The following is a 23387-nucleotide window of genomic DNA, read 5'->3' as shown; positions in this document are numbered from 1 at the left end:
ACTAGAGGCAACCATGATTGGTGAAATACGGTGACAAAGGGGCCGAGGTCTCCCGCCGGAGTGGTATGGCGCACGTTTTGCCCGATTCCTCCCGACGGTCCCGCATACTGGGACAGGCCCGCGTGCCCGATGCCGCTCGGCTAGAGTGCGGAGCACTATGCGTTTCGGGCTGCTTCTCCTTAGCTGCCGCGGCGAGGGCCTGTAGTCGAGGCCGACCCCCTCCCCGCGGTGCTTGGTGTTGCGTCGTCGGCCGTCCTTTCCGGACCATTCCGGCCACCCACGAGGAGCCACCGCACCATGGCGAACCGCCAGCAGCCCAGCCAGATGCCGATCCACAAGTACGGTCAGTACGAGCAGGTCGACCTCCCCGACCGCGGCTGGCCGCGGCAGCGGATCACCGCCGCCCCCCGCTGGCTCTCCACCGACCTGCGCGACGGCAACCAGGCCCTGATCGACCCGATGTCGCCCGAGCGCAAGCGCCGGATGTTCGACCAGCTGGTCAAGATGGGCTACAAGGAGATCGAGGTCGGCTTTCCCGCCTCCGGACAGACCGACTTCGACTTCGTGCGCTCGATCGTCGAGGAAGAGGGCGCGATCCCGGACGACGTCACGATCTCCGTGCTGACCCAGGCCCGCGAGGACCTGATCGAGCGGACCGTGGAGTCCCTGAAGGGCGCCAAGCGGGCCACCGTGCACCTGTACAACGCCACCGCGCCGGTCTTCCGCCGGGTCGTCTTCCGGGGCTCCAAGGACGACATCAAGCAGATCGCCGTCGACGGCACCCGGCTGGTGATGGAATACGCGGAGAAACTGCTGGGCCCCGAAACGGAGTTCGGCTACCAGTACAGCCCGGAGATCTTCACCGACACCGAGCTGGACTTCGCGCTGGAGGTCTGCGAGGCGGTCATGGACGTCTGGCAGCCCGGTCCGGGCCGCGAGATCATCCTCAACCTGCCCGCCACCGTGGAGCGTTCGACGCCGTCCACGCACGCGGACCGCTTCGAGTGGATGGGCCGCAACCTCTCCCGCCGCGAGCACGTATGCCTGTCGGTCCACCCGCACAACGACCGCGGCACCGCCGTCGCCGCCGCCGAGCTGGCGCTGATGGCCGGCGCCGACCGCGTCGAGGGCTGCCTGTTCGGACAGGGCGAGCGCACCGGCAACGTCGACCTGGTCACCCTGGGCATGAACCTGTTCTCCCAGGGCGTCGACCCGCAGATCGACTTCTCCGACATCGACGAGATCCGTCGCACGTGGGAGTACTGCAACCAGATGGAGGTCCACCCGCGCCACCCCTACGTGGGCGACCTGGTCTACACGTCCTTCTCCGGCTCCCACCAGGACGCCATCAAGAAGGGCTTCGACGCCATGGAGGCCGACGCCGCCGCCAAGGGCGTCACCGTCGACGACATCGAGTGGGCCGTCCCGTACCTGCCGATCGACCCCAAGGACGTCGGCCGCTCCTACGAGGCCGTCATCCGCGTCAACTCGCAGTCCGGCAAGGGCGGTATCGCCTACGTCCTGAAGAACGACCACAAGCTGGACCTGCCGCGCCGGATGCAGATCGAGTTCTCGAAGCTCATCCAGGCGAAGACGGACGCCGAGGGCGGCGAGGTCACCGGCGGCGCCATCTGGGCGGCCTTCCGGGACGAGTACCTGCCGAACCCGGAGAACCCGTGGGGCCGCATCCAGGTCCGCAACGGCCAGTCGACCACCGACACCGACGGCGTGGACACCCTCACCGTCGAGGCCACCGTGGACGGCGAGGACACCGTCCTGACCGGCACCGGCAACGGTCCGATCTCGGCCTTCTTCGACGCGCTGGAGTCGATCGGCATCGACGTGCGCCTGCTCGACTACCAGGAGCACACGATGAGCGAGGGCGCCTCCGCGCAGGCCGCCTCGTACATCGAGTGCGCGATCGACGGCAAGGTCCTGTGGGGAATCGGCATCGACGCGAACACGACGCGTGCGTCCCTGAAGGCGGTCGTCTCGGCCGTCAACCGCGCGACGCGCTGACCGCTCTGACCGGGAGTTTCGGGGCCTCGGCCGCCATGGGCGGCGGCCGGGGCCCCGGCACATCTCGGCCATCCTGCCGTGGAGGTCACGGAGAGGTCTCGTCCGGGGTGCTGACTACGGCTCCGGGATGTGGCTAACATCACGCAGACGTACGGCGATGTTGCCGCGCGGTTACGGAGGTGCGACGTGCTGCCAGGACGGGGACGAGACGGCCGTGCCACCGGGCTTGCCCGCATCCTGGGCACCCGCACCGCGTGGACGCCCGTCGGGGACGGCGAGTTCTTCTGCCCCGGCTGCGGCGGCGACCGCAACTACCAGCGGCTGACCGGCCACCGCCGCTTCACCCTGCTGGGCGTGCCCGTCGTCCCGCGCGGCGCGAGCGCGCCCGTCGTCGAGTGCGCGGCCTGTCTGCGCCACTACGGCACCGACGCCCTCGACCACCCCACCACCGTGCGCTTCTCCGCGATGCTCCGCGACGCCGTGCACACCGTCGCCCTCGCGGTGCTCTCCGCGGGCGGCGCCTGCGCCCGCGCCTCGCTGGAGACGGCGGCCACGGCGGTGCGCGCGGCCGGCTTCCCCGACTGCACCGAGGAACAGCTCGACGCCCTCGTCGAGGCCCTCGCCGCCGACACCGGGCGCGCCTGCGGCGAACCCTGCGCCCCCGGACTCGCCATAGAGCTCCACGAGGCCCTCGACCCGCTCACCCCGCACCTCGCCCCCGCCGGCCGCGAATCGATCTTCCTCCAGGGCGCCCGCATCGCCCTGGCCGACGGCCCGTACACCCCCGCCGAACGCGAGGTCCTCACCACGGTGGGGGCGGCCCTGACCATCTGCGCGGACGACGTGACCCGCCTGCTGGCGGCGGCCCGCACGCCGTCGTAGCGGCGCACAGTGAGTGGGTCTGGCCGACGGCCGGAGCATCCGCGACACTCGGCTCATGACGAAGGCACAGGGGGAGCCGGTGCGGGGCCGAGCGGTGCTGGTCGCGGTCGAGACCTACGAGGCGGGGAGCACCTGGGAACTGGACGGGCCTGTCCGGGACGCGCTGGCCCACCGTGCCTGGCTCCTCGACCAGGGCGTCGATCCCGCCGCGATCACAGTCCTGGCGTCGCCGTCGCCTCATCATCGTGCCCTGTTGAAGGATGCGGGAGTGGAATGGCGTGAAGCGCAGAGGGACAGCGTGCACCAGGTTTTGTTCCGGGAGGCGGCCGTCACCACCGCGGACTGGCTGTACGTCGCCTGGTCCGGGCACGGGCTGGTCGACCTGGACGGACACCGCCGTCTGCTGTACGCGGATGCCATGGCCGACGACTTGCGCAGCCTGGATCTGGAAGCGGCACTGGCCGCGTTCCGCTCCGATCTCGTACCCGGGCACCCACGGCAGTTGTGGATCGTCGACGCGTGCCAGACCTTCGTCGACGCAGCCAAAGCGTCCCAAGCGTTACGGCCCGACCCCGTGCCGCGCGGACGACTGCGCCAGGTACAGGAGCAGCGAGTGCTGTTCGCCTGCGGTCCGGGGGAGGTTACCGGATCCGGTTCGCGGGACGGGAAGGCCGCCGGTGCGTTCAGCGCCGCCGTACTAGACCTGCTGTCCGCCCACCCCGACTGGGCGCACGACACGGCTTCCCTGGCCGCGGCACTCCGCGAGCGGTTCCACGCGGCCGCACAGACCCGCGAGAGAGCCCCGATGCCGACGTCGCTCTGGTTCGACGGCGCAGGCGAATCGAACGTCACCCAGGCTGCCCGGACCGCCTCTCCCCGCCGGCTCGAACTGGCCGACCAGCGCAGGCTGTACGAGGCGCTGGCTGCCGTACCCGTCATGCAGGACCCCGGACTGCGCGCCGCGGTCATTGGGCGGCTGCCCTCGGAGATCTGTGCCTCGGTGCCGCGCTCCACGGTCATGCGGATCGAAATACTGGAGCTCGTCGGAACCTGCACGCTCTTCGACAACGGGCTGGGCCATCTGTGGGAGGCCGTGTCGTTGCTGGACGCGGGGACGCTGGCGCTCGACGGGCTGGAGGCCGTTCTGACGGAGTACCCGCAGTGGTTCAGAAGGTGATGCGCTCGAGTGACCCTGAAGGCACCCGTGCGGTGGTCAGGGAGGGGAACTACAGGTAGGCGGGGTCGATGTCGGCGTCGATCCGCTGCCAGGACCGAGCGGCCAGGAGCACGGGGTGCTCGCCGCCGAGTTGTTGCCCCAGCTGTGCCGCGGCCCGTTCGTGCTGGGTCATCCCCTCGGATGTGTGCCCCAGGGCACGCAGATCCGTGGCGAGGTTCAGACGCAACATCAGCGTGAGAGGGTGGGCCACACCGAGGTGCACCTCCATCCGGTCCAGTACGCCCTCATCCAAGGAACGAGCCGCGAGGAGGTCCCCGGCGACGAACCGGTCGTTGGCCAGGTTCATCCCGGCGATCAGCGTGCATGGATGGGCGGAGCCCAGCGCTTCCGTGAAGCGGTCCACAGCCGACGCGTCGAGGTCCCGCGCCTCGTTCGCGCGGCCCAGCAGCCGCAGCGTCACGGCGAGGTTGACGTCGGCGGTGAGCGTGAGCGGGTGCGTGGGAGCGAGCACGTCCGCGTAGTGGTCGCGGGTGCCCTCGCCCAGGTGCAGCGCCTGCCCGAGGTCTCCGATGTGCCTGAGGTTGACGGAGTGGTTCAGTGCGGTGTGCAGGACGTCGAGTGCCCGTTCGCCGTAGCGACCGGTCAGGGCTCTGAGAGCAGCACCCGTGTTCTCCACGGCCTCGGACAGCAGGCCGGCCCGGCGCTGGGCGACGGCGAGCCTGACGGTGGCCCGCACCTTTGCCGGGTGGGACTCGCCGTACGTCGCGATGACCGCGCCCAGGTACTCCTCGGCCATGGCCAGTGCCTCCCGGTACCGGCCGAGCTCGAGCCGGTCGAGCATGACCGCCGCCTCAGCCTCCAGTGCCAACGGATGGGAGGCTCCCATGAGTTCCACTCGCTGCTGCCAGATGTACTCGTCCACTTCGTGCGCCCGCTGGAAGTCCCCGTTGACGCGCAGGCACACGGCCAGATTGGCACCATGCACCAGGCTCTCCGGGTCCTCCGGGCCGAAGAAGCGCAGCGAGCGGGCGTGAATGTCCTCGGCGAGCTCCAGAGCACCGCGGAAGTCGCCACGCGTTCTGCGATCGCTCGTGACGTGGCTTTCGGCCCTGAGGCGGTCCTCCTCCGACATGATCGCGTCGAACGCGGCAAGGACCTGCTCGGTGAGCGCCGACGCCTCCGCGTAGTGACCCGTCGACCACAGCAGTAGACGTCGGTGCAAGGCGAGCAGCAGGGCTTGGGAGTCGTACTCGCTGGGCGACCGCCTCCAGGCGCTGTCCACGCGGTCGGAGAAGTCCAGAGCGGCGCGGTGTTCGCCCAGGTGGAAGAGGTACCTGGCCATGTCATAGACCAGCTGCCGCACGTAGGGGTTTTTCGACTCCCAGGCACTGGTGGCGATCACGTGCGGGTACAGCTCGTCGAAGTCCGGCCAGTCCCGCGGATCGGAAGGATCATGCGGTTTGACGGCGGCCAGGAGTTGCAGGGCGCCTGAACGGAAGTGCTCGCTCTCCTCCTCTGTCATCTGGGCCTTCAGCACGTGCTGGAGGAGTCGGTGCATCTGGATCGAGTTGGTGGGCATGTAGATTCGGGCCAGGGAGAAACGGTTGATCTCCCGGAGGGCCCGCGCGAGCATGAGGGGATCTCTCAGGATGTGATCGATCTCGGGTGCGATGGGCGTCAGGCGCCCGTGGGAGAACAGACGCCGGGGAATGGGGTCCGGGGCGAGGTGGGAGCAGAGCCGCAGGAGCTGCAACGCGCCGGGGTTCCTCGTCCCGACATGTTCCAGGGAGAGGTTCCACGTGGTGGCGACCACTCCCTCGTATTGCAACGGCGGTTGCAGCGAGAGGAGTTCGGCGCCGCGTTCCTCAAACAGCCGCACGTACTCGGCCGGGGGCATTCCGGTTTCGCTGAACCATGTCGAGGCCTGCTCCAGGGCCAGGGGCAGGTCCCCGAGGATCTCGGCGAGAGAGTTGGCTTCTTCGACGGTGAGGCGGGGATTGCGCTGCCGGAAGAGCTCGATGCTTTCCGGGCGCTCGAGGACGTTCACTTCCAGGGATTCGGCCACCAGGTCCCAGCGAGGGTTGCGTGAGGTCACGATGACCGAGCCGAAACCTCCGCGGGCGGGCTGGCTCGGCAGGTACGGACGAAGAGACTCGGGGTCTTCCGCCTCGTCGAACACGAGAAGCCATGTGGCGTAGGGGGCCCCGGTGCGCAGTGCCTCGAGCACCGCCCGAACGGCTCGTCTCCCTTCCCCTCCATGGTCGAGTCCCATCCTGCCGGCGAGGTCGACGAACCCCTTGAGGGTCCGGTTCGGCTGATCTGCGGGGATCCACCCCACCAGGTCGTATGCCAAGCCGTGCCGATACACATATTCCGTGATCAGCTGTGTCTTGCCGACACCGCCCAATCCGTGGAGAGCGATCGGCAGCGGAAGGTGCGACCTCAGTTTCGATCTGAGTTCGTTCAGCAGGGTGGTGCGGCCCGCGAACCGTGGATTGCGTGGCGGAATCCCGCTCAAGAGCTGAGGTCCGGTGGGGGGACCGGAAGCCGTGGGGATAGCGCTCACCGGCGGGTCCGTGTCTTCCGGAGGCCACGGATCACCCGGCTCGGTCGGTGGGCCGGGAGGCGTACCGACCGTGAGGACGTCGGACCATGCCGGCTCACGGCGATCGAGGGCGTCCAGTTCCGTGGCCCGCTGCACGTGACGACCACTCAACGCGCCCAGCACCGCGCGCTCGATGAACCGGAATTCCCCGTCCGTGTCGTCAGCCGGGGCCGGAGTTGCGTCCTGCCCCTGAAGATACGCCAGCAGATTGCGCGCCGCGGCGCTGTGCGGAGCCTTGAGTTCGGCCGCCTGTCTGATCACCTGTTCGGTGACGCTCCGTGAACCGTACGCGAGCAGTTCCTCGCGGATTCCGTCGCCGAAAGCGAACGCCGACCGGCCGTCGTCGAGACTCAGCAGCGGCGAGACCAGGCCGCTGACCAGGAACTCCGCGAGGTGTTCGGTGCTGGTGCCGGTTATGGTGCGCTGCTGGACGTCAGCCATCGTGGGCAGGTCGAGCGGGATTGCGGCCATATGGGTGGCCAGTTGGAAGGCCTCCGGGGAGGCCCAGCCACGGAACGCCGCCACCTGGGCACCGGGGTCGGAGGCCGAGGGCGGCACCGGTGGCTCCGGCCGGGCGCCGGTGCTGGTGAGGACGGCGGCGACGACCAGGTCTCGCGGCCGGTCCCCGCCCACGAAGCGGGCCCACGGCTCCAGCCACTCGGGTCGCGGTTCGAGCACTGGTACCGGCACGGTGACCCCGGGGCCGGTAAGCGAGCCGAGGATCGAGGACAACGCTTCGGCCGGCTCCCAGTCGGGTTGCTGGCCCGCCACCCACTGGCTCGCGGCGCGGAGCCTGACCCGCGTGGGGTGCAGCCCGGTGCGGTGCCACAGACGCTGGGGCAGCGTGTGCAGCACAGTCACCGGCTGTCGCCTGCTCCACTGGGCGAGCAGCCACTGGGCCGCGCCCGAGCGCCAGGCGGGTGCCACCCCGTCGGTCAGGACGAAGACCAGCGACCTGCCCGTGAGGTCGATCAGGCTGCGGTGCGGGAGGGGTCTCGCCCCGAGGGCCGGTCCGGGCAGCGTCACCACGGCCTGCTCGGCCGACGACACGTCCAGCGACAGCTCGGTGACGTCACGGAAGCCACCGAGCCGCCGGAGGGCCTTCGCGAAGTGCTCCGCCGTCCCCTGCCAGACCGCCATCTGCGGGGCGGTGTCCACCAGCAGGACCGCCCGCCAGCGGCGCTCCGGAGCCGGTCGCAGGACAGGGGGCAGGAACGGTGCCAGCGCGATGCGGTGCGCGGTGGCGTCCTCGTCCAGTTCGCTCGTATACGCGGATGCGACCGCGGTACGGAAGGGGCGCAGGGCCAAACCCCAGGCACGCGGACCGAACGGGCGCTCACCCGGCGAGGGTGCCGGCCTCAAGGCTGCCGGCAGGGCGTGTGACGCGGTGATCCGAGGCCACGGGCCCTCGGCGAGGACATCGGGGTCCGGAGCGTCGGCGTGGCTCGCGGAGAACGCGTCTGCGCCCGGCGCCGATGCGGACGCCTGTGCCTCGGCCGAGGCATCCTCGCTGTCCGGCCGGTCGTGCTCCTGCGCGGCACCGGGCGGAAGGCGGTCGGAGCCCCCCGACGCGTCCCCTCTCCCGCCGTCGGAAGGGTCGTCCGGCCGGGTGTCGGCCGCTTCGGTCAGCCACGGGTGGGCGCTCGCGAGCCAGAGCGCGTCGGCGACGTCGCGGGGGTCGAGGCCGACGGGCGACCGACGCTGCGTCACGCCGGTTCCGTCCCCTCACCGCCCAGCGGATGCCAGATGGATTCGAGAAGGTCGGCCCACTCGGCCTCCCCGCTTTCCCCGGTGGAAGCGCGCGGGTAATGCCCCGACGTGACGAGGTGCACCGCGTTGAGCAACTGGTCGGCGGCCAGGCCTCCTACTCGGTCACTGCGTCTGAGGAACTGGTGGATGAGCTGCTCCTCGCGGGGTCCCAGCCGGTCACCGAAGTGGGCGGCCACCATCTCCCCGAGCGCCGCGGCGTCGGGCTCCGGCAGGTCCATGCGCAGGCACCGGCGCATGAACGCCTCGGGAAACTCGCGTTCGCCGTTCGACGTCATCACGATGACGGGGAAGACGTGACAGCCGACCACACCCCCGGTGACCTCCGCCCTCCCGCCCGGATCCGCCGTGTGCACCGTGACCGTGGGCTCCTTCGCCTTCACACGGATCAGTGGAGGGATCGCGTAGTAGCCGTCCTCGAAGAGCGTGAGCAGATCGTTGGGCAGGTCGATGTCGCACTTGTCGATCTCGTCGATGAGCAGGACCCGGGGCAGTCGGTACGGCAGGAGCGCCGTGCCCAGCGGGCCCAACTGGACGAAGTCGCCGGTGCCCGTCGGTTCGTCGTCCCGCGCTCTGGAGTGCAGGGCCTGGGCGCGGCCGACCGCGTCGTACTCGAAGAGCCCGGAGCCGAGCGTGGTTCTGCTCGTCACCGCCCACTGCAGCACCCGTCCCAGGCGCAGTTCGCGGGCGATGAGGAAGGCGAGGCCTGACTTGCCGACGCCCGGCCGGCCCGTCACCAACAGCGGCCTGCGCAGCAGCAGCGCGGCATTGACCAGGCGGACCTCGTCAGGGCGGGCGAGCCGGTGGATTCGCGTACTGCCCAGTCTGCGCTCGGACTCGTCGTCGTCGGGCGGAGCGGGCATCGCGGGCGGGGTGGTGAACGTGCGCCACGGCGGACCTGCGGGCCAGGCTCGCTCCTCGTAGGGGACGTCGTCCAGCAGAGGGACGCCCGTGCCGCGGTACAGGGGTTCCGCGCTCGCTGGTGACGCGTTCACTCGGTACCCCCTACGAAAGTGGCGGGAGCGCTCGGTCCCCCGTCGAGAAGGTATTCGGGGTCGTCCCAGACCAGGCCCATCGCCCGGATCGTGGCGGGGGCGTGTGGCACCGATCTGCCTGCCGCCGTGTCGGTTTTCCACCGCTGTGCCCGTAGAGCAACACCGGAGAGGCCGGCGTCGGCCAGAGCCTCCCGCACGGCGGCGCGCCAGGCTTCCGCCGCGCTGTTCTCCCGCCGGTACAGCAGGACGGGAACGCCCAGGTCCAGCGCCAGCCCCATTTCCTCCAGGCCCAACTCGCCCTTGCGCAGGGGCGCTTCGCACAGGATCAGCGCCGCCACGTCGCTGTCGCTGCCGACGGCCATGTACAGCTGTCCCAGATGCACATCGTCGGACAGTAACGGGTCCGCGGGACACTCGTGGACGACGTTCTTCGCGCTTTCCCGGTCAGCGGCGTTCTCAGCGGCGTTCTTCTTGAAGTAGGCCCAGCGCATGCGCCACGGGTTGTGGAGTGCGGGGCGCTGCACGCGTTCCAGGCTGTGGACGGACACCTGGTGTGTGCCCAGCAGTGGATTGGCGAACCTGCGGGTCGGATCGCGGTCCCACCACTCGACGGGCTCGGCCAGCAAGTCCAGCGGAAGGAAGAACTCCAGAGCCACCACTTCCGACCGGTCGTGCCACAACGGGGCCATCCTGGTGAGCAGCTCGGAGAAGCAGGCGCCGAGTTGCTCACGGGTGACCGGTGTGTCGGACTCGGTCCCCGTTGGTCTGTACAGCTTCAGGGAGTCCCAGTACTTCACGCACGCGGACACGTGATAGCGCGGCTTGCGGGTACTGCGGCGGCGCCCGCCCGCCGTTGCCTGGGGAGCATGGTCCGGTGTCACTTTGATGTACACATCGATGGTGCGACGGCCCGGCGGTGCCTCGGCATCCAGCCGCGTGACGGCCGGTTCGTCCGACGGTCCGCCCGCGCCGTTCCTCGGTTCGATCACTTCATCCCGGGCGATGACTCGCTCGTGCGGCGGAGAAGTCTCCGACACCTGCCGTGACGGTGACGACAACTCCCGTGCGTGTGACGTCTCCAGGCTCGCCCGCAGGGACAACAGCCCGTCGGCGCGGTTCAACAGGCCCCACTCGGTGGCGAAGTGATCGTTCCAGGACCGCAACTCGGCCGTGAAGGCGCTCAGCTCCGGGTGACGGGCCAGGTGTTCGAGCAGGACCATGCTCGGTGGCAGCCCGGACGACGGTGCGTTGGCGTCCGCGAGATGTGTGAACGCCTGCCACGGAGTCAGGCAGTACGGCGGCAGGATCCGGCGGCCGCCCGTCGACCGGGACATCAACGTGGGAAGGTCTGCCGGACCGGTCAGCCGACGGTCGAGGGCCTCCCGTAGGGAGTACCAGCTCCGTGCGCCGTAGACGCCGTGCGCCCGCCACTCGTCCAGCAGGGGCTGGAGATGTCGGTCGAGCCCGGGGGACACCAGCTTGGTGACCTGGCCCAGGTGGGTCAGCGCGCCCTCGCGCGCGGCGCACGCGCGCACCACGCTCACGAACTCCTGGTGCGGCACCCCATAGGTGTCCTGCGGCAGTTGCTCGACGGTGTCGTGCACGAGCCGGCGCCACAGTTGCCGTCCGTCCTCCCGCATCAGGCCGCCGTTAGGTTCCTCGAGTACCGCCACCATGCCCGCGATCAGGTCGAGTTGTACCTCGTCGAACCTGTGCGTCGCCACGTGTGTTCCCCTTCGTACATACCGTGGTACGAATGCTGGTCGGAATGCCCGGCGGCGGAGCTGTGGAAACGTCCCGACAGCAGGCTCACCGGACTGACCGTACCTGGCATGACCTCCGCGAAGGTCATGAAGTGGAGACCCGGTCCAGCACCTCGTGAAGCACCGCGTGGAAGCGGTCGTTCGACCAGTACGCGCTGTGTGCGGCGGAGACCGGCTGCCGGTTGTCCACCTCCACGTCGGTGACCGCGCCCTTGAACACCCCCGAAGCCTGGTATGACAGCAAGTCACGGCGGTCGTACACGTTCACCCACCGTGGGAAGCCCTTCGGCAGCCCGCTGCCATGGGCCAGCGAGGGAAGGGCGTCCAACTCGTACAGGAGGGGTGCCTGGGAGCCCACGGTGATCAGGGCGGCCACGCGTCCCGGGCGGGCGCCGGGACCTTCCTGGGCACCGTCCAACAGGACGCCAGAGGCAAGCAGGTCGAACGAGACGATCCCACCGAGGCTGTGCCCGAGCAGGACCACCGGGCCGGGCTGGGCGCGCACCCTCTCGGCCACGAACGCCCTGACGGCCTCGCCGCGGACCAGGTACCGCACGATGTCGCCGAAGAAGCCGACCGACCGGCCGCTCAGCGCGGTCCGGCGGGCCACCACCAGACGGGACCCCAAAGCCTGCTCGAACAGACGCACGGAGAAACGGGTGGCCGCTGAGAGGGCCTCGGACACTCCCCGGGCGTCGCCGCCGAGCGTCTCGGTCAGCACGTCCACCACCGCGTCGCGCACCGGTGCCGGCACCCGTCCGGTGTCACCGCCGTGTCCCAGGGCGTACGCCACCAGGGCGCGCGCTGCCAGGCGGGGCAGAGGCGAGGGCCCGCCCGCCTCCACCGTAACCGCCCGGCGCAGGGGCCCCGCCGCGCTTGTTTCGGCGACGGCCCGGGACAGTGGCAAGCCGAGGCCCGCGTCTTCCCAGGCCTGCCGCACTCCGTCCGAGGACTCCAGGGCGGCCAAGGAGGTCAGCAGTGCGTCTCCTGGCGGGACGGTCCCGGGAACGAATGGTTGGGACCGCCCGGCCGCTGCCGCGGTCAGCGCGAACAGTTCCAGCTCCGCCCATGGGTCGGCGTACAGCAGGGCCCAGCGGGCTGTCTGCTCGTTCTCCGGAGCGGGCGCCGCCGGTCCCCCGCCGCCTTGCTCGACGAAGCCCGGAATCGACGCGCCGCCGTCCCGCAGGTACGACCCGAGGGCAGAGCCCCAGTCGCACGGCTCGACGCGGACGTCCGGGCGGAGCCCAGCCACCACGGTCCGAATACGTCCCAGCGCGGCGCTGTAATCGGGTTCGCGCACACCCGTACCGTGGACGAACAGAAGGGTCACCATGAACGTCTCTCCCCCGGTGGACAGTGAAGGGGACCAGGTGGGGCAGCGAAAGCGCGCGGCGCGGAAGTCCCCAGCGTTCCGGCCACACATCTCGCATGGCTACCCGTTACGCCCCAGGGAGTAATCGGACCCACCCGGCCACCCGTGGCGGTACCCGCCAACTCAGCCTGACGCGCGATGAATGGGCCCTCCCAGCGCGGAAGTCTTGTGTTCGTCACCGGACATCCGTACCGAAGGGAGGCCCGACTCATGGGGGCCGGGAAAACGAAGGGCAAGCGCGCCATCCCCTGGCTGGTGCTCGCGCTGTGGGCGGGCGTGCTCGCGATCGTCTCGCCGTTCGCGGCGCAACTCTCCGACGTGCAGCGCAACCGGATCACCGACTACCTGCCCGCGAGCGCCGACTCCACCCAGGTCGCCGAGCTCCAGGAGCGGCTGCCGGGCGGCGAGAGCACCGAGCTGGTGCTCGTCTACCACCGGGAGGGCGGGCTGACCGCCGGGGACCGGGCCACGGCGGCGGAACAGGTCACGCGGGTCGCGGGGGAGCACGCGCTGACCGGTACGCCGCGGGGGATCCCGTCCACGGACGGCACCACCCTCATGTACCCGATCGTCACCACCGAGCCCGGCACCGACGAGGACAAGCGGGACGCCTTCGTCGACGCCGTCCGCGAGGTCGCGCACGGCGAGGGCGGACTGACGGTCGAGGTCGGCGGGACGGGCGCGTTCGCCACCGACGCGAGCGAGGTCTACAACTCGCTCGGCGGGCCGCTGCTCTACACCACCGTCGGCGTCGTCGCCGTCCTGCTGATCCTGATCTACCGCAGCCCCGTGCTGTGGCTGGTCCCGCTCGTCGTGGCCGGCGTCGCCGACTTCCTCTCGTTGGGCGTCGCCTACGGACTCCACCAGGCCTTCGGCACCTCGGTGTCCGGTCAGAGCTCCGGCATCATGACGATCCTCGTCTTCGGCGCCGGCACCGACTACGCCCTGCTGCTCGTCTCCCGCTACCGCGAGGAACTGCGGCGCGTCGAACGGCCCCTGGACGCCATGCGGGCCGCGCTGCGCGGCTGCGGGCCCGCCGTGCTCGCCTCCTCGGGAACCGTCGCCGCCGGACTGCTGTGCCTGCTCGCCGCCGACCTCAACTCCAACCGGGGGATGGGCCCCCTCGGCACCGTCGGCGTGCTGTGCGCGCTCGTCGCCATGCTGACCCTGCTGCCCGCGCTCCTCGTCCTGCTGGGCCGCCGCGTCTTCTGGCCGCTGGTGCCCGCCTACGGCAGCACGCCCAAGGTCCGCCGGTCGCTGTTCGCCGCGATGGGCGCCTCCGCCGGCCGCCGGCCGAGGACCGTCCTGGCGGCCGGCGCGGCCCTGCTCGCCGCCCTCGCGCTGGGCGCGCTGAACCTGCCCGGCACCGTCAAGCAGCAGGACTCCTTCGTCGACCCTCCCGAGTCCGTCGCCGCCCTGGAGATCCTCGCCGAGGCCTACCCGGAGGGCTCCGCGCAGCCCATCGACGTGCTGACCCCGGCCGACCGCGCCGACGCCGCGCTCGCCGCGATCCGCGGCACCCAGGGCGTCTCCGACGCGCGCAAGAGCCGTACCGGGCACGGCTGGACGGAGATCACGGTGACCGCGTCCGCGCCGCCCCAGTCGGCGGCCGAGACCGCGACCATCGAGCGGCTGCGCGAGCGCCTCGACGGCTCCTACGTCGGCGGGGCCAGCGCCCAGCAGATCGACCTGGAGGACACCAACGCCCGCGACCGGCTGATCGTCGTGCCGATCGTCCTCGTCTCCGTGCTGCTGATCCTGATCGCCCTGCTGCGCTCGATCGTCGCGCCGCTGATCCTCGTGGCTGCCGTGGTCGCGGTGTGGGGCGCCGCCCTCGGACTCGGCGGGCTGGTCTTCGGGCCGGTGTTCGGCTTCGAGGGCACGGACCCGGGGCTGGGGCTGCTGTCCTTCGTGTTCCTGGTCGCGCTCGGCGTGGACTACGGCATCTTCCTCATGCACCGCATGCGGGAGGAGTCCCTGCGGGGCGCGGAACCGGCCGCCGCCGCGCTCACCGCGCTGCGCAGCACCGGCGGGGTCATCGCCTCCGCGGGACTCGTCCTCGCGGCGACGTTCGCGGTGCTGACCAACATGGGCCTGGTGCAGCTCGTCGAGCTGGGCTTCGTGATCGCCGTCGGCGTGCTGCTGGACACCTTCCTCGTCCGCACCTACCTGGTGACCAGCGCGAGCGTGGCGCTGGGACGGGCCGTGTGGTGGCCGGGACCGCTCTCGCGAGGACCGGAGCCGGAGCCGGAACGGACGCGCGAGCGTGAACAGGTCAACGGCTGACGTGAACCGGGCCCGGGCCGAGGTGAACCGGGCTCAGGCCGGTCCGAGGGTGCCCCTCCCTGCCGGAGAGGCGCCCGCTCGGGCAGGATGGGCGCGGGGGAGAGGGGGAGCGGTGCACCGCTGGGTGACGCACCGGTGGTCGGACGCGTGGCTCGCCGCCGCCGTGGCCGCCGTCGACTCGGTGATCGCCGTCCTGTTCGTGGACGGCCGGGTCCCGGACGCGCTCGGCTGGGGCCTGCTGCTCGGCGCGCACGCGCCGCTGGCCTGGCGAAGGCGGCGGCCCCTGCTCGTCCTGTGCGCGATGGGGGCCTTCCTCGCGCCCTACCACGCGCTCGACTACAACCACATCGCGGCCGTCGAACCGGCCATGGTCGCGCTGTACACCGTCGCTGTGACCGGCACCGCCCGCCGCACCCTCGTCATCGGCCTCGGCGTGGTCTCCCTGACGCTGACCCTCAACGCGTTGACCGACATCGACGGGATGGTGGAGTTCCTGCGGATCTCCGGCTGGATCGTCGCCGTGCTGATGTTCGGCGGCTACATCCGCGTCCACCGCGAGAACGCCGCCGCCGCCCTGGAGCGCGCCGTACGCGCCGAACGCACCCGCGAGGAGGAGGCCCGCCGCCGGGTCGCCGAGGAACGGCTGCGCATCGCCCGCGACCTGCACGACCTGCTCGCCCACAGCATCACCGTGATCGGGGTGCAGACCTCCGTCGCCGCCCACGTCCTGGCCGCCGACCCCGGCCGCCTCGACCGCGCGGCCGTCGCCCAGGCGCTCGACGACATCGCCGGGACCTGCCGCAGCGCGCGCAGCGAACTCCGTACGACGCTGGAGGTGCTGCGCGACCCGGGCGCACCGGACGCGCGCGGCCCGCTGCCCGGACTGCGCGGCCTGCCCGACCTCGCCGCGAGCGCCCGCGCGGCCGGGGCGCGGGTCGAGCTGACGGTGGACGCCGAGAAGGTGCCGCCGGCGGTCGGCGCGGCCGTCTACCGCATCGTCCAGGAGGGACTGACCAACGCCGTGCGCCACGGCGGCCGGGAGGACCTGCGGATACGGGTGGAGGTGTACGACGACGGGGGCGCCCTGCGGCTGACGGTCGCCGACGACGGATGCGGCGCCGGCGCCGCGGTCCCCGGCTTCGGCCTCCTCGGCATGCGCGAGCGGGCCCGCAGCGTGGGCGGCACACTGACGGCGGGACCACGGGAGGGACGGGGCTACGAGGTGAGCGCGGTACTGCCCACGGGGGAGAGACGATGACGTCGGACGAGGGGACGCCGGGCGGGGGGAGGCAGGACGGGGAGACGCCGGACGGTGGAAGGCCGGGCGGCGTGACGGCGGGCCCGGTCCGGGTGGTGCTCGCCGACGACCAGACGCTCGTGCGGTCGGCGTTCGCGCTGCTCGTCTCGTCGGCGGGGGACATGGCGGTCGTCGGGGAGGCCGGCACCGGACGGCAGGCCGTGGAGCTGGCCCGTACCGAGCGGGCCGACCTCGTCGTCATGGACATCCGCATGCCCGACCTCGACGGCATCGAGGCGACCCGGCTGATCGCCGCGGACGAGGACCTCGCCGAGGTGAAGGTGCTGGTGCTGACCACCTACGACACCGACGAGAACATCGTGGAGGCGCTGCGCGCGGGCGCTTCGGGATTCCTGGTGAAGGACACCAGACCCGCCGAACTCCTCGACGCCATCCGCACGGTCGCGGCCGGCGAGGCCCTGCTGTCGCCGGGCCCGACGGCCCGGCTGATCGCCCGCTTCCTGCGCGGCGCCACCGCCCCGCCCGCCACGGCCGGACCGGAGTGCCTCTCCGGCCGGGAGCGCGAGGTGCTCGCCCTGGTCGCACGCGGCCTCACCAACACCGAGATCGCCGGAAACCTGGGCCTGAGCCCCCTCACCGCGAAGACCCACGTCAGCCGCATCATGGGCAAGCTCGGCGCCCGGGACCGGGCCCAACTCGTCATCGTGGCCTATGAGTCCGGACTGGTGACACCGGGGGCGGGGCGGGCGTAGGCCCTGTGCGACAGGGCGCAGCCGGGCAGGTCACAGCAGTCCCGCCTCGATCAGGAGGCCCTCGACCCGGTTCACCTCCTCCTGGGACAAGGGGACTTGGGGTTCCGCCGTCGTCGGGCCGGCGATCACGCCCAGCAGGTGCAGCGCCGTCTTGAACGCGCCGAGGGCCGCCGAGCTGCGGCCCATCCGGGCCGGGTCGCCGACCCGCACGATGCCGAACAGGGCGCACAGCCGCTCCTGTTCGGCGCGCGCCGCCTCCGTGTCGCCCGCGCGCCAGAGGCGGTCGAGGCGGACATAGCCGTGCGGGTCGACGTTGGCGAGACCGGGCACGGCCCCGTGCGCGCCCAGCGCGAGCGCCGCGTCGACGAGCAGTTCCGAGCCGGTGAGCAGAGTGAAGGCGGGGTGCGCGCGGACGCCGGCGGCGACCTGCCGGAACCCGGCCAGGTCGCCGCTGGAGTCCTTCAGCCCGGCCAGCACCCCGTCCCGGGCCAGCTCCACGACGACGTCGGCCGGGAGCTCGGTGTGGACGGCGGCCGGCAGGTCGTAGGCCAGGACGGGGACCGGGCTGGCCGCCGCGACCAGACGGAAGTGGCGGGCGATCTCCGCCGGATGGGTGGCCGCGTAGAACGGCGAGATCACCACCACCGCGTCCGCGCCCGCGTCCGCCACGGACGCGACCCGCTCCCGCACCCGGGGCGTCGTCATGTCGATCGCCCCCGCGAGCACCGGCAGTCGGCCGGCCACATGTGCGACCGTCGTCTCCACGACCAGCCTGCGCTGCCGGTCCGTCAGAAAGGCCGCCTCGGACGTCGTGCCGAGCACGAACAGCCCGCTGACCCTGGCCGCCACGAGATGGTCCACCAGCCTCAGCAGCGAGTCCACGTCCACCTCCCCCTCGGGCGTCAGGGGCGTGCACAGGGGCGGGACGACTCCGGTCAGCGGGGCGGTGTACGGCATGGGCACTCCCTGGCGGCGGCGGTCTGCGGCGACCAGGGACCCTACTGCCCTACGGCAGGATCTTGTCGTACGTCGTGTCGGTGTCCGAGTCGTAGACCAGCTTGCCGCCGTCGTCGTAGCCCTTGATGTGCGGGGCCTTCGTGACCTGCTCGTTCAGGACGCCGGAGGCGACGAACCAGCCGTGGTCCAGGGCGGCCGTGGCGTCGCCGTCGCCGTAGGAGACGGTCACCTTCTTCACGGACGGGTCGACCGTGCCGATCACGCCCCAGCGGAACGGGAGCTTCCAGCTGCCCTTGTCGATCACCGACTGCTGGTACAGGTCACCGCCGTTGATGTCCGGGACGACGAGACCGACGTCCGGCCCACTGGCCTCCTTCGAGCTGGTGCTGATGCCGGCGGACACGCCGTCCTTCACGTTGCAGATCAGCCGGAAGCCCTCCGGCCGCTCCGCCACGCCGACGACGTGGACGCCGTCGCCGGGGTCGTTGGAGTCGCCCGTGCTCTTCGCCGCCAGGATGATCCGGTAGCTCTCGGCCTTGGCCAGGTCCCCGCTGACCGCGCGTCCCACGTGCTCCGAGTCGAGGCACTGCTCCAGCGCCCGCGACGCCTGGTCGAACGTGATCCCGTCGAGCAACTGCCCGTCCGTGGCGGGCCGTCCGGGCCCGGAGCCCGTCGCGGGCCCCGACGCGGACGTGCTCTGCGGGGCACTGGCCGACGACATCGGCGTCGCCGTGTCGGCGCCCCGCCCCCCGTCCCCGCCGACCACGGCGTACGCGCCGGCCGGCACCGCGACCACCGCCGCCAGCGCCCCCACGACCGCCACGACACGCCGTCGCCGCTCCGCCACGCCCCGCCGCCGGATCGCCGGATACGGCGCGGCCGAAGGCTCGATGGTGTAAGCGTCGTCCGTCATCAGTTCCCTCACCAGTTCCTCGAAGTCCCGCTCGTCGTCTGTCCCTTGTGCTTCGCGCGCTTCCCGCGACCCGTGCGCTTCCCGCGCCGCGCGCTCTTCGTGCGCCCCATGCGCTTCGTGCGCCTCGTGGTTCACCTTCCGCCTCCCTGTCCGGACACCGTGCGGCCCTCGCGCACCAGTCCCGGGTACCGCCGCAGCTTCGCCAGCCCCTTCGAGGCCTGGCTCTTGACCGTGCCGGGCGAGCAGCCGAGCACCTCGGCCACCTCCGCCTCCGACAGGTCCTCCCAGTACCGCAGGACCACCACCGCCCGCTGCTTCGCGGGCAGCAGCGCCAGTCCGGCGATCAGGGAGCCGCGTTCCTCCACCCGGCCGACGGCCTCGTCCCGGCCCGCCCGCTCCGGCGGAGCCGCGGTCAGCGCCTCCGTGACCCGCCGCTTGCGGAACCGGTCGCTGTTGCAGCTGACCAGCATCCGCCGGACATAGGCCTCCGGGTTGTCGCTGCGCGCGATGCGCCGCCACGACCGGTACGCCTTCGCCAGCGCGGTCTGCGTCAGGTCCTCCGCGTGGTGGACGTCGCCGGTGAGCAGGTACGCGGTCCGGACGAGCCGTGACCACCGTGCCCTGACGAAATCCTGGAACTGGCCCTCAAGTTCGGCCTGCATCAAGCACCCTCCTCGCCCTCCAGACCACCGCTGGGACGAAATCGGTTGCCCGTGAGTTCGGCACCCGTTCGAATGGGGCCATGGAGCATGACGCCGAGAAGGACGCCGGGAACGGCACGGAGGAGGACGCCGGTTGGGGCGCCTGGGCCTGGTCCCCGGAGGCGCCGGGGGTGCTGCGGCTGCCCTCCGGGCGGCTGGTGCGGGGGCGGGGGCTGCGGCGCGGACTCGACCCGGCGGCCCCCGTCCCCTCGTACGGGCTCTGCCTGCTCGGCGCGCCGCCCCCCGAACTCCCCTGGGAGGTGCGGTGGATCCGGTGGCCCGACTTCCGGCTGCCCTCGGACCGGGCGGACGCGCGGACGGCGCTCACCGAGGCGTGGCGGCGCGCGGAGGGGGAGCGCGTGGAGGTCGTCTGCGGCGGCGGGCGCGGGCGCACCGGGACGGCACTGGCGTGCCTGGCCGTCCTGGACGGCGTACCGGCCGACGAGGCGGTCGGGTTCGTGCGCCGCCACTACGACCGCCACGCCGTGGAGACGCCCTGGCAGCGCCGGTACGTGCGGCGGTTCGGCTCTACAGACTGAGCGTCATCAGCAGGCGGTGGGCGCCCGGGCCGAAGTAGTCCGGGCGGGGGCCGCCCGGGTCGGGGAGGAAGCCCAGGGAGCGGTAGAGCGCCACGGCGGTGTCGTTGCCCGGCTCGACCGAGAGCGAGACGGAGTGGACGCTCTCCGCGCGCAGCCGGCTCAGGATCCTCGTCATCAGCTGCCGGCCGAGCCCCTGCCCCCGCAGGCCGGGCGTGATGCCGAGGCTGAGGATCCAGCTGTGCGCCGCGTTCGGCGGCGTCGACAGCACGTACCCCACCAGGTCCTCCCCGTCGGCCACCACGAACACGAAGTCGGGGAACGAGGCGAGGAGCTGCCTCAGCACGAAGTAGGGGTACGGGTCGGACGGGAAGGCCTCCGCGTCGAGACGGACGATATGGGGGAGATCCTCCTCGCCGGCGGCTCTGATCCGTAATCGCGTTTCTCCCGGTGCCCGGCTCACGGACATCTGGCTCGCGGACACCTGGTTCACGGACACCTGGCTCAGGCTCGAACCGGCGACCGACGGAAAACGATCTCCGGGAAGAGGAGTCATACAGTCCCCTTGTGAAGGATCGACTAGGACCGGTCTATGTGAATGACATGTACGGCGGCTCTTGTGGGATTTGCATACCTGATCGTCCATCATTGCCCGGTGCATCCACGCGTTCAAGACCTCCGTCTGCTGCTAGGCTGAACCAATGACCTTGGGACCGCCCGCCGCCGAGCAAAAACTGAATGCTGATGTCCCGTGGGACGACTTCGATCCCGATGAGTACATCAAGCACAATTACCTGGAGATCCAGGCCGTGGACGAGGAGATCCTCTCCCGTGTACGGGATCACTTCAGTGATCATTTCAGGGCTTCGACGGACCGGGGCGGTTCCGGTATCGACGTGGGCGCGGGTCCCAATCTCTACCCGGCGCTCGCCATGCTTCCCTGGTGCGACAGCATCACCCTGCTCGAGCGGTCGGCGCAGAACCTCGACTACCTCCGCAGTCAGGTCGACCTCCGGGGCGACGGATTCGACGCGCACTGGGACCAGTTCTGGGAGGTCCTCCGCAAGGAGGAGGCATATGCCACGCTGGACGAGGTCCGCAAGCGGCGCCTCGGCGAGGCCGTCGGAGCCCCCGAGCCGGGCAGTCTCTTCGACCTCTGCGGCAGCGACCGCCGCTGGGACCTCGGCACGATGTTCTTCGTGGCCGAATCCATCACCACCGACCTCGCGGAATTCCGCCGCGGCGTCGGCTGCTTCATGCACGTCCTGAATCCCGGCGCGCCCTTCGCCACCGCCTTCATGGAAGGCTCCGAGGGATATCACGTCGGCTCGCAGGAATTCCCGGCCCTGGCCGTCGACGTGAAGGAAGTGCGCACCCTGCTGAGCGGTTACGCGGACGACGTGTCAATTCACCGCATGGCCAATCCGCAGCAATTGGTGCGCGACGGATACACGGGAATGATCCTCGCCTGCGGGCGACGGAAGAACTGACTCCCGATCCGTTCTTTCCATGGTGACGGGCCTGTGTGAGGGGAATGGGCATGCAGATCAAGCCGAGACAGAACCTGCTCGAAGTATGGCAGGCCATCGGCCGCCATTCGTTCGACGGCGGAGAATGGGACTGGGGCGAATGGGGCGGCCGCAGCAGCGTCGCCGACGCGGAGCGACTGCTCTGCCTGATGTACCCCGCCACCACCATCGCCGCGTTCCGTCTCGACGACCCCGACACCACCCAGTCGGACGTGGAATGGGCACTGCGGAACGCGGGAGACTCCACCGCCATTCCCGGGAACCTCGTCAAGGCCCTCACCCACTTCATGGAGCAGCACCGCGGCGAGGAGAGCCCCACCTTCGCCGGCGGCTACTACTTCGAGCCCGAGGACCCGAAGCAGGAAATCACCAAGGAACAGCGGGAAACGGGCGTGGTGGACGCCTACTCCATGTCTGTCACCCTCTGCCTCGCCACGCTCGGCTTCCTCAAGGTCTACCGGGCCAAGACCAAGCGGGCGAGCACCCTCGCCCAGATCGACCGCCTCTGGGAGGCCACCAGCGCCCGGCTGACCGCCGCCATGGTGAGCCTGCTGCGCTCCTTCACCGTCAACGTCGTCAACGTCGCCGGCGACCAGGGGCAGGCCCTCACCCGGCTGCTCGGACAGGGCCGGCTCTCCCCGCGGCAGGTCCAGCAACGCTTCCAGGAGCGCTTCAAGCAGTTGCGCGCCGTCATCAGCGAAAGCCTCATCCTCGGTCTCGACGCCGAGGTCACCGACGAACTGCGCCTCGAGAACCGCATGTTCGAGTGCGGCTGGGCCTGGAGCCTGGTGCAGAACGCCCCCACGGTCGACGTGGAGGAGGACACCGCCGCGGCCATCGGCAAACAGCCCGAGGGCGTCGCCAGCCCCGTCCCCTACCTCTACTTCACCGTGGTCGCCCTCGACGGCATCCCCGACCTGTTCTCCGAGCGCACCCTCGTCCTCGGTCTGCTCAACCCCGAGCAGCAGAAGCTCGCCGACGCGCTGCGGCTGCGCTGGGAGATCACCCAGCAGTACTGGTCGGCCGTCGCCCGCTTCGGCGACGGCACCTGGCCGCTGGAGGAGATCCCCTGGCGCACCACGCTCCAGCAACTGGAGTCGGAGTACTTCTCCCTCTCCGTCGCCTCCATCCTCGTCCACGACCTGGTCCGCCGCCGCGCCACCGACGACGACCTCACCCGCACCGTCAACGTCATGGAACGCCTCGCCGAACGCGGCCGGATCACCAGCGGCATGACCCGCGACGACCCGGCGATCGGCCTGCACAACCCCGGCGTCACCCTGCCCCTGCTGGGCAGCGAGACCCTGGGCCCGCCCATGAAGTGGACGATGACGGACTTCTCCGCGCAGCTGCTCAAGCGGACCATCCAACTCTGCTCGCTGTCACGGAACATCGCCTCCCAGGACCGCCTGCTGCAACTCGCCGAGAGCATCCTCGACCACCTCTGGCAGCGCCGCCTCAGCGAGGGCGAGGGCGTCGGCCTGTGGGACAACGTCCACGCCGTCTACCCCGAATCGCCGGTCCGCCAGGGCCCGTTGTCCTGGAGCATCACCGAGCGCATCACCGAGTGCATGGTCGCCGCGCACGGCCTGTACGACCAGAAACCGGTCCGCAGCCCCGATCTCACCGCCCTGTCCGGGGCGTTGATCAGCGAGGCGGCGCACCTCTTCGGCCGGGAGCAGATGGAGCAGCCCGCACCCGCCCTCAAGAGCCCCCAGGGAGAAGTGATCAAGGCCATCGAGGCCGACCTGCGCCGAGCCCGGCGACTGGCCGGCGACCAGCCCGGCACCGCCTACGCGCTCGCCCTCGGCGTCCTGTCCCGGCTCGACTCCCTCGCCCGGGCCCGCGGCGACGCCGGCCCGCAGGGGAGGTGAC

17 protein-coding genes are annotated in these 23387 nt (G+C 71.0%); 9 read left to right on the top strand and 8 right to left on the bottom strand.

Annotated features, from left to right (window positions below):
• Nucleotides 1-297: 297 nt before the first annotated feature.
• The 3 genes from leuA (at nucleotide 298) to ACFYX4_RS03810 (ending at nucleotide 4078) form a co-directional block, all read left to right on the top strand.
• On the top strand, nucleotides 298-2019 hold the full coding sequence (leuA, locus tag ACFYX4_RS03820) for a 2-isopropylmalate synthase (protein ID WP_389325268.1): 1722 nt from the start codon (nucleotides 298-300) through the stop codon (nucleotides 2017-2019).
• 186 nt (nucleotides 2020-2205) lie between these two features.
• Nucleotides 2206-2901, top strand: a complete 696-nt coding sequence (locus tag ACFYX4_RS03815) for a TerB family tellurite resistance protein (protein ID WP_389325265.1) — start codon at nucleotides 2206-2208, stop codon at nucleotides 2899-2901.
• 55 nt (nucleotides 2902-2956) lie between these two features.
• The gene (locus tag ACFYX4_RS03810; protein WP_389325262.1) at nucleotides 2957-4078 is read left to right on the top strand and encodes a hypothetical protein; all 1122 of its coding nucleotides are present in this window, start codon (nucleotides 2957-2959) and stop codon (nucleotides 4076-4078) included.
• 49 nt (nucleotides 4079-4127) lie between these two features.
• On the opposite strand, the gene fxsT is transcribed toward ACFYX4_RS03810, so the two are convergent.
• The 4 genes from fxsT to ACFYX4_RS03790 form a co-directional block, all read right to left on the bottom strand.
• The gene (gene fxsT / locus ACFYX4_RS03805; RefSeq protein WP_389325259.1) at nucleotides 4128-8393 is read right to left on the bottom strand and encodes an FxSxx-COOH system tetratricopeptide repeat protein; all 4266 of its coding nucleotides are present in this window, start codon (nucleotides 8391-8393) and stop codon (nucleotides 4128-4130) included.
• Entirely contained in the window at nucleotides 8390-9445 is a 1056-nt protein-coding gene (locus ACFYX4_RS03800; RefSeq protein ID WP_389325256.1) for an AAA family ATPase, read from the bottom strand. The genes fxsT and ACFYX4_RS03800 overlap by 4 nt, the downstream gene beginning before the upstream one ends.
• Nucleotides 9442-11169: a hypothetical protein gene (locus ACFYX4_RS03795; RefSeq protein ID WP_389325253.1), complete on the bottom strand. Its 1728-nt coding sequence runs from the start codon at nucleotides 11167-11169 to the stop codon at nucleotides 9442-9444. The genes ACFYX4_RS03800 and ACFYX4_RS03795 overlap by 4 nt, the downstream gene beginning before the upstream one ends.
• A gap of 124 nt (nucleotides 11170-11293) precedes the next feature.
• The gene (locus ACFYX4_RS03790) at nucleotides 11294-12541 is read right to left on the bottom strand and encodes a hypothetical protein (protein WP_389325250.1); all 1248 of its coding nucleotides are present in this window, start codon (nucleotides 12539-12541) and stop codon (nucleotides 11294-11296) included.
• Nucleotides 12542-12790: 249 nt separating this feature from the next.
• Here ACFYX4_RS03790 and ACFYX4_RS03785 point away from each other — a divergent pair, with 249 nt between their 5' ends.
• The 3 genes from ACFYX4_RS03785 to ACFYX4_RS03775 all read left to right on the top strand — a co-directional run bounded on the left by ACFYX4_RS03785 (nucleotide 12791) and on the right by ACFYX4_RS03775 (nucleotide 16876).
• The gene (locus ACFYX4_RS03785) at nucleotides 12791-14866 is read left to right on the top strand and encodes an MMPL family transporter (protein WP_389325247.1); all 2076 of its coding nucleotides are present in this window, start codon (nucleotides 12791-12793) and stop codon (nucleotides 14864-14866) included.
• Nucleotides 14867-14978: 112 nt separating this feature from the next.
• Nucleotides 14979-16124 carry a sensor histidine kinase gene (locus ACFYX4_RS03780; protein ID WP_389325244.1) on the top strand — a complete coding sequence of 382 codons (1146 nt, stop codon included), beginning with the start codon at nucleotides 14979-14981 and terminating at the stop codon, nucleotides 16122-16124.
• Complete coding sequence (locus tag ACFYX4_RS03775; RefSeq protein WP_389325241.1) at nucleotides 16121-16876, top strand: response regulator; 756 nt, start codon at nucleotides 16121-16123, stop codon at nucleotides 16874-16876. The genes ACFYX4_RS03780 and ACFYX4_RS03775 overlap by 4 nt, the downstream gene beginning before the upstream one ends.
• A gap of 30 nt (nucleotides 16877-16906) precedes the next feature.
• On the opposite strand, the gene ACFYX4_RS03770 is transcribed toward ACFYX4_RS03775, so the two are convergent.
• The 3 genes from ACFYX4_RS03770 to ACFYX4_RS03760 form a co-directional block, all read right to left on the bottom strand.
• Nucleotides 16907-17833: a dihydrodipicolinate synthase family protein gene (locus tag ACFYX4_RS03770; protein ID WP_389325238.1), complete on the bottom strand. Its 927-nt coding sequence runs from the start codon at nucleotides 17831-17833 to the stop codon at nucleotides 16907-16909.
• Between the two features lie 49 nt (nucleotides 17834-17882).
• Nucleotides 17883-18746, bottom strand: coding sequence for a hypothetical protein (locus ACFYX4_RS03765; RefSeq protein ID WP_389325235.1), 864 nt, complete (start codon nucleotides 18744-18746; stop codon nucleotides 17883-17885).
• A 131-nt stretch (nucleotides 18747-18877) separates the two neighbouring features.
• Nucleotides 18878-19408: a SigE family RNA polymerase sigma factor gene (locus ACFYX4_RS03760; RefSeq protein WP_389325232.1), complete on the bottom strand. Its 531-nt coding sequence runs from the start codon at nucleotides 19406-19408 to the stop codon at nucleotides 18878-18880.
• An 80-nt stretch (nucleotides 19409-19488) separates the two neighbouring features.
• Here ACFYX4_RS03760 and ACFYX4_RS03755 point away from each other — a divergent pair, with 80 nt between their 5' ends.
• Nucleotides 19489-19986 (top strand): protein phosphatase, encoded by a 498-nt coding sequence (locus tag ACFYX4_RS03755; RefSeq protein ID WP_389325229.1) that lies wholly within the window; start codon nucleotides 19489-19491, stop codon nucleotides 19984-19986.
• On the opposite strand, the gene ACFYX4_RS03750 is transcribed toward ACFYX4_RS03755, so the two are convergent.
• On the bottom strand, nucleotides 19976-20482 hold the full coding sequence (locus ACFYX4_RS03750) for a GNAT family N-acetyltransferase (protein ID WP_389325226.1): 507 nt from the start codon (nucleotides 20480-20482) through the stop codon (nucleotides 19976-19978). The genes ACFYX4_RS03755 and ACFYX4_RS03750 overlap by 11 nt on opposite strands.
• Before the next feature lie 202 nt (nucleotides 20483-20684).
• Between ACFYX4_RS03750 and ACFYX4_RS03745 the strand changes: the two genes are divergently transcribed.
• Nucleotides 20685-21473: an SCO2525 family SAM-dependent methyltransferase gene (locus tag ACFYX4_RS03745; protein ID WP_389325223.1), complete on the top strand. Its 789-nt coding sequence runs from the start codon at nucleotides 20685-20687 to the stop codon at nucleotides 21471-21473.
• 50 nt (nucleotides 21474-21523) lie between these two features.
• Nucleotides 21524-23386 carry an SCO2524 family protein gene (locus ACFYX4_RS03740; RefSeq protein ID WP_389325220.1) on the top strand — a complete coding sequence of 621 codons (1863 nt, stop codon included), beginning with the start codon at nucleotides 21524-21526 and terminating at the stop codon, nucleotides 23384-23386.
• Nucleotide 23387: the final 1 nt, after the last annotated feature.

It is taken from the genome of Streptomyces sp. NPDC002328 (genome assembly GCF_042890065.1).
In the GTDB taxonomy this organism is placed as follows: domain Bacteria; phylum Actinomycetota; class Actinomycetes; order Streptomycetales; family Streptomycetaceae; genus Streptomyces.
The sequence above is the reverse complement of the archived record's forward strand: the minus strand, read 5'-3'. Positions and strand labels throughout refer to the sequence as shown.

What these genes read in the sequence shown, in the direction of transcription:
- leuA (WP_389325268.1), top strand. Translation starts at nt 298, where the DNA reads ATGGCGAACCGCCAGCAGCCCAGCCAGATGCCGATCCACAAGTACGGT.
- ACFYX4_RS03810 (WP_389325262.1), top strand. Translation starts at nt 2,957, where the DNA reads ATGACGAAGGCACAGGGGGAGCCGGTGCGGGGCCGAGCGGTGCTGGTC.
- ACFYX4_RS03790 (WP_389325250.1), bottom strand. Translation starts at nt 12,541, where the DNA reads ATGGTGACCCTTCTGTTCGTCCACGGTACGGGTGTGCGCGAACCCGAT.
- ACFYX4_RS03785 (WP_389325247.1), top strand. Translation starts at nt 12,791, where the DNA reads ATGGGGGCCGGGAAAACGAAGGGCAAGCGCGCCATCCCCTGGCTGGTG.
- ACFYX4_RS03775 (WP_389325241.1), top strand. Translation starts at nt 16,121, where the DNA reads ATGACGTCGGACGAGGGGACGCCGGGCGGGGGGAGGCAGGACGGGGAG.
- ACFYX4_RS03770 (WP_389325238.1), bottom strand. Translation starts at nt 17,833, where the DNA reads ATGCCGTACACCGCCCCGCTGACCGGAGTCGTCCCGCCCCTGTGCACG.
- ACFYX4_RS03765 (WP_389325235.1), bottom strand. Translation starts at nt 18,746, where the DNA reads ATGACGGACGACGCTTACACCATCGAGCCTTCGGCCGCGCCGTATCCG.
- ACFYX4_RS03760 (WP_389325232.1), bottom strand. Translation starts at nt 19,408, where the DNA reads ATGCAGGCCGAACTTGAGGGCCAGTTCCAGGATTTCGTCAGGGCACGG.
- ACFYX4_RS03755 (WP_389325229.1), top strand. Translation starts at nt 19,489, where the DNA reads ATGGAGCATGACGCCGAGAAGGACGCCGGGAACGGCACGGAGGAGGAC.
- ACFYX4_RS03745 (WP_389325223.1), top strand. Translation starts at nt 20,685, where the DNA reads ATGACCTTGGGACCGCCCGCCGCCGAGCAAAAACTGAATGCTGATGTC.
- ACFYX4_RS03740 (WP_389325220.1), top strand. Translation starts at nt 21,524, where the DNA reads ATGCAGATCAAGCCGAGACAGAACCTGCTCGAAGTATGGCAGGCCATC.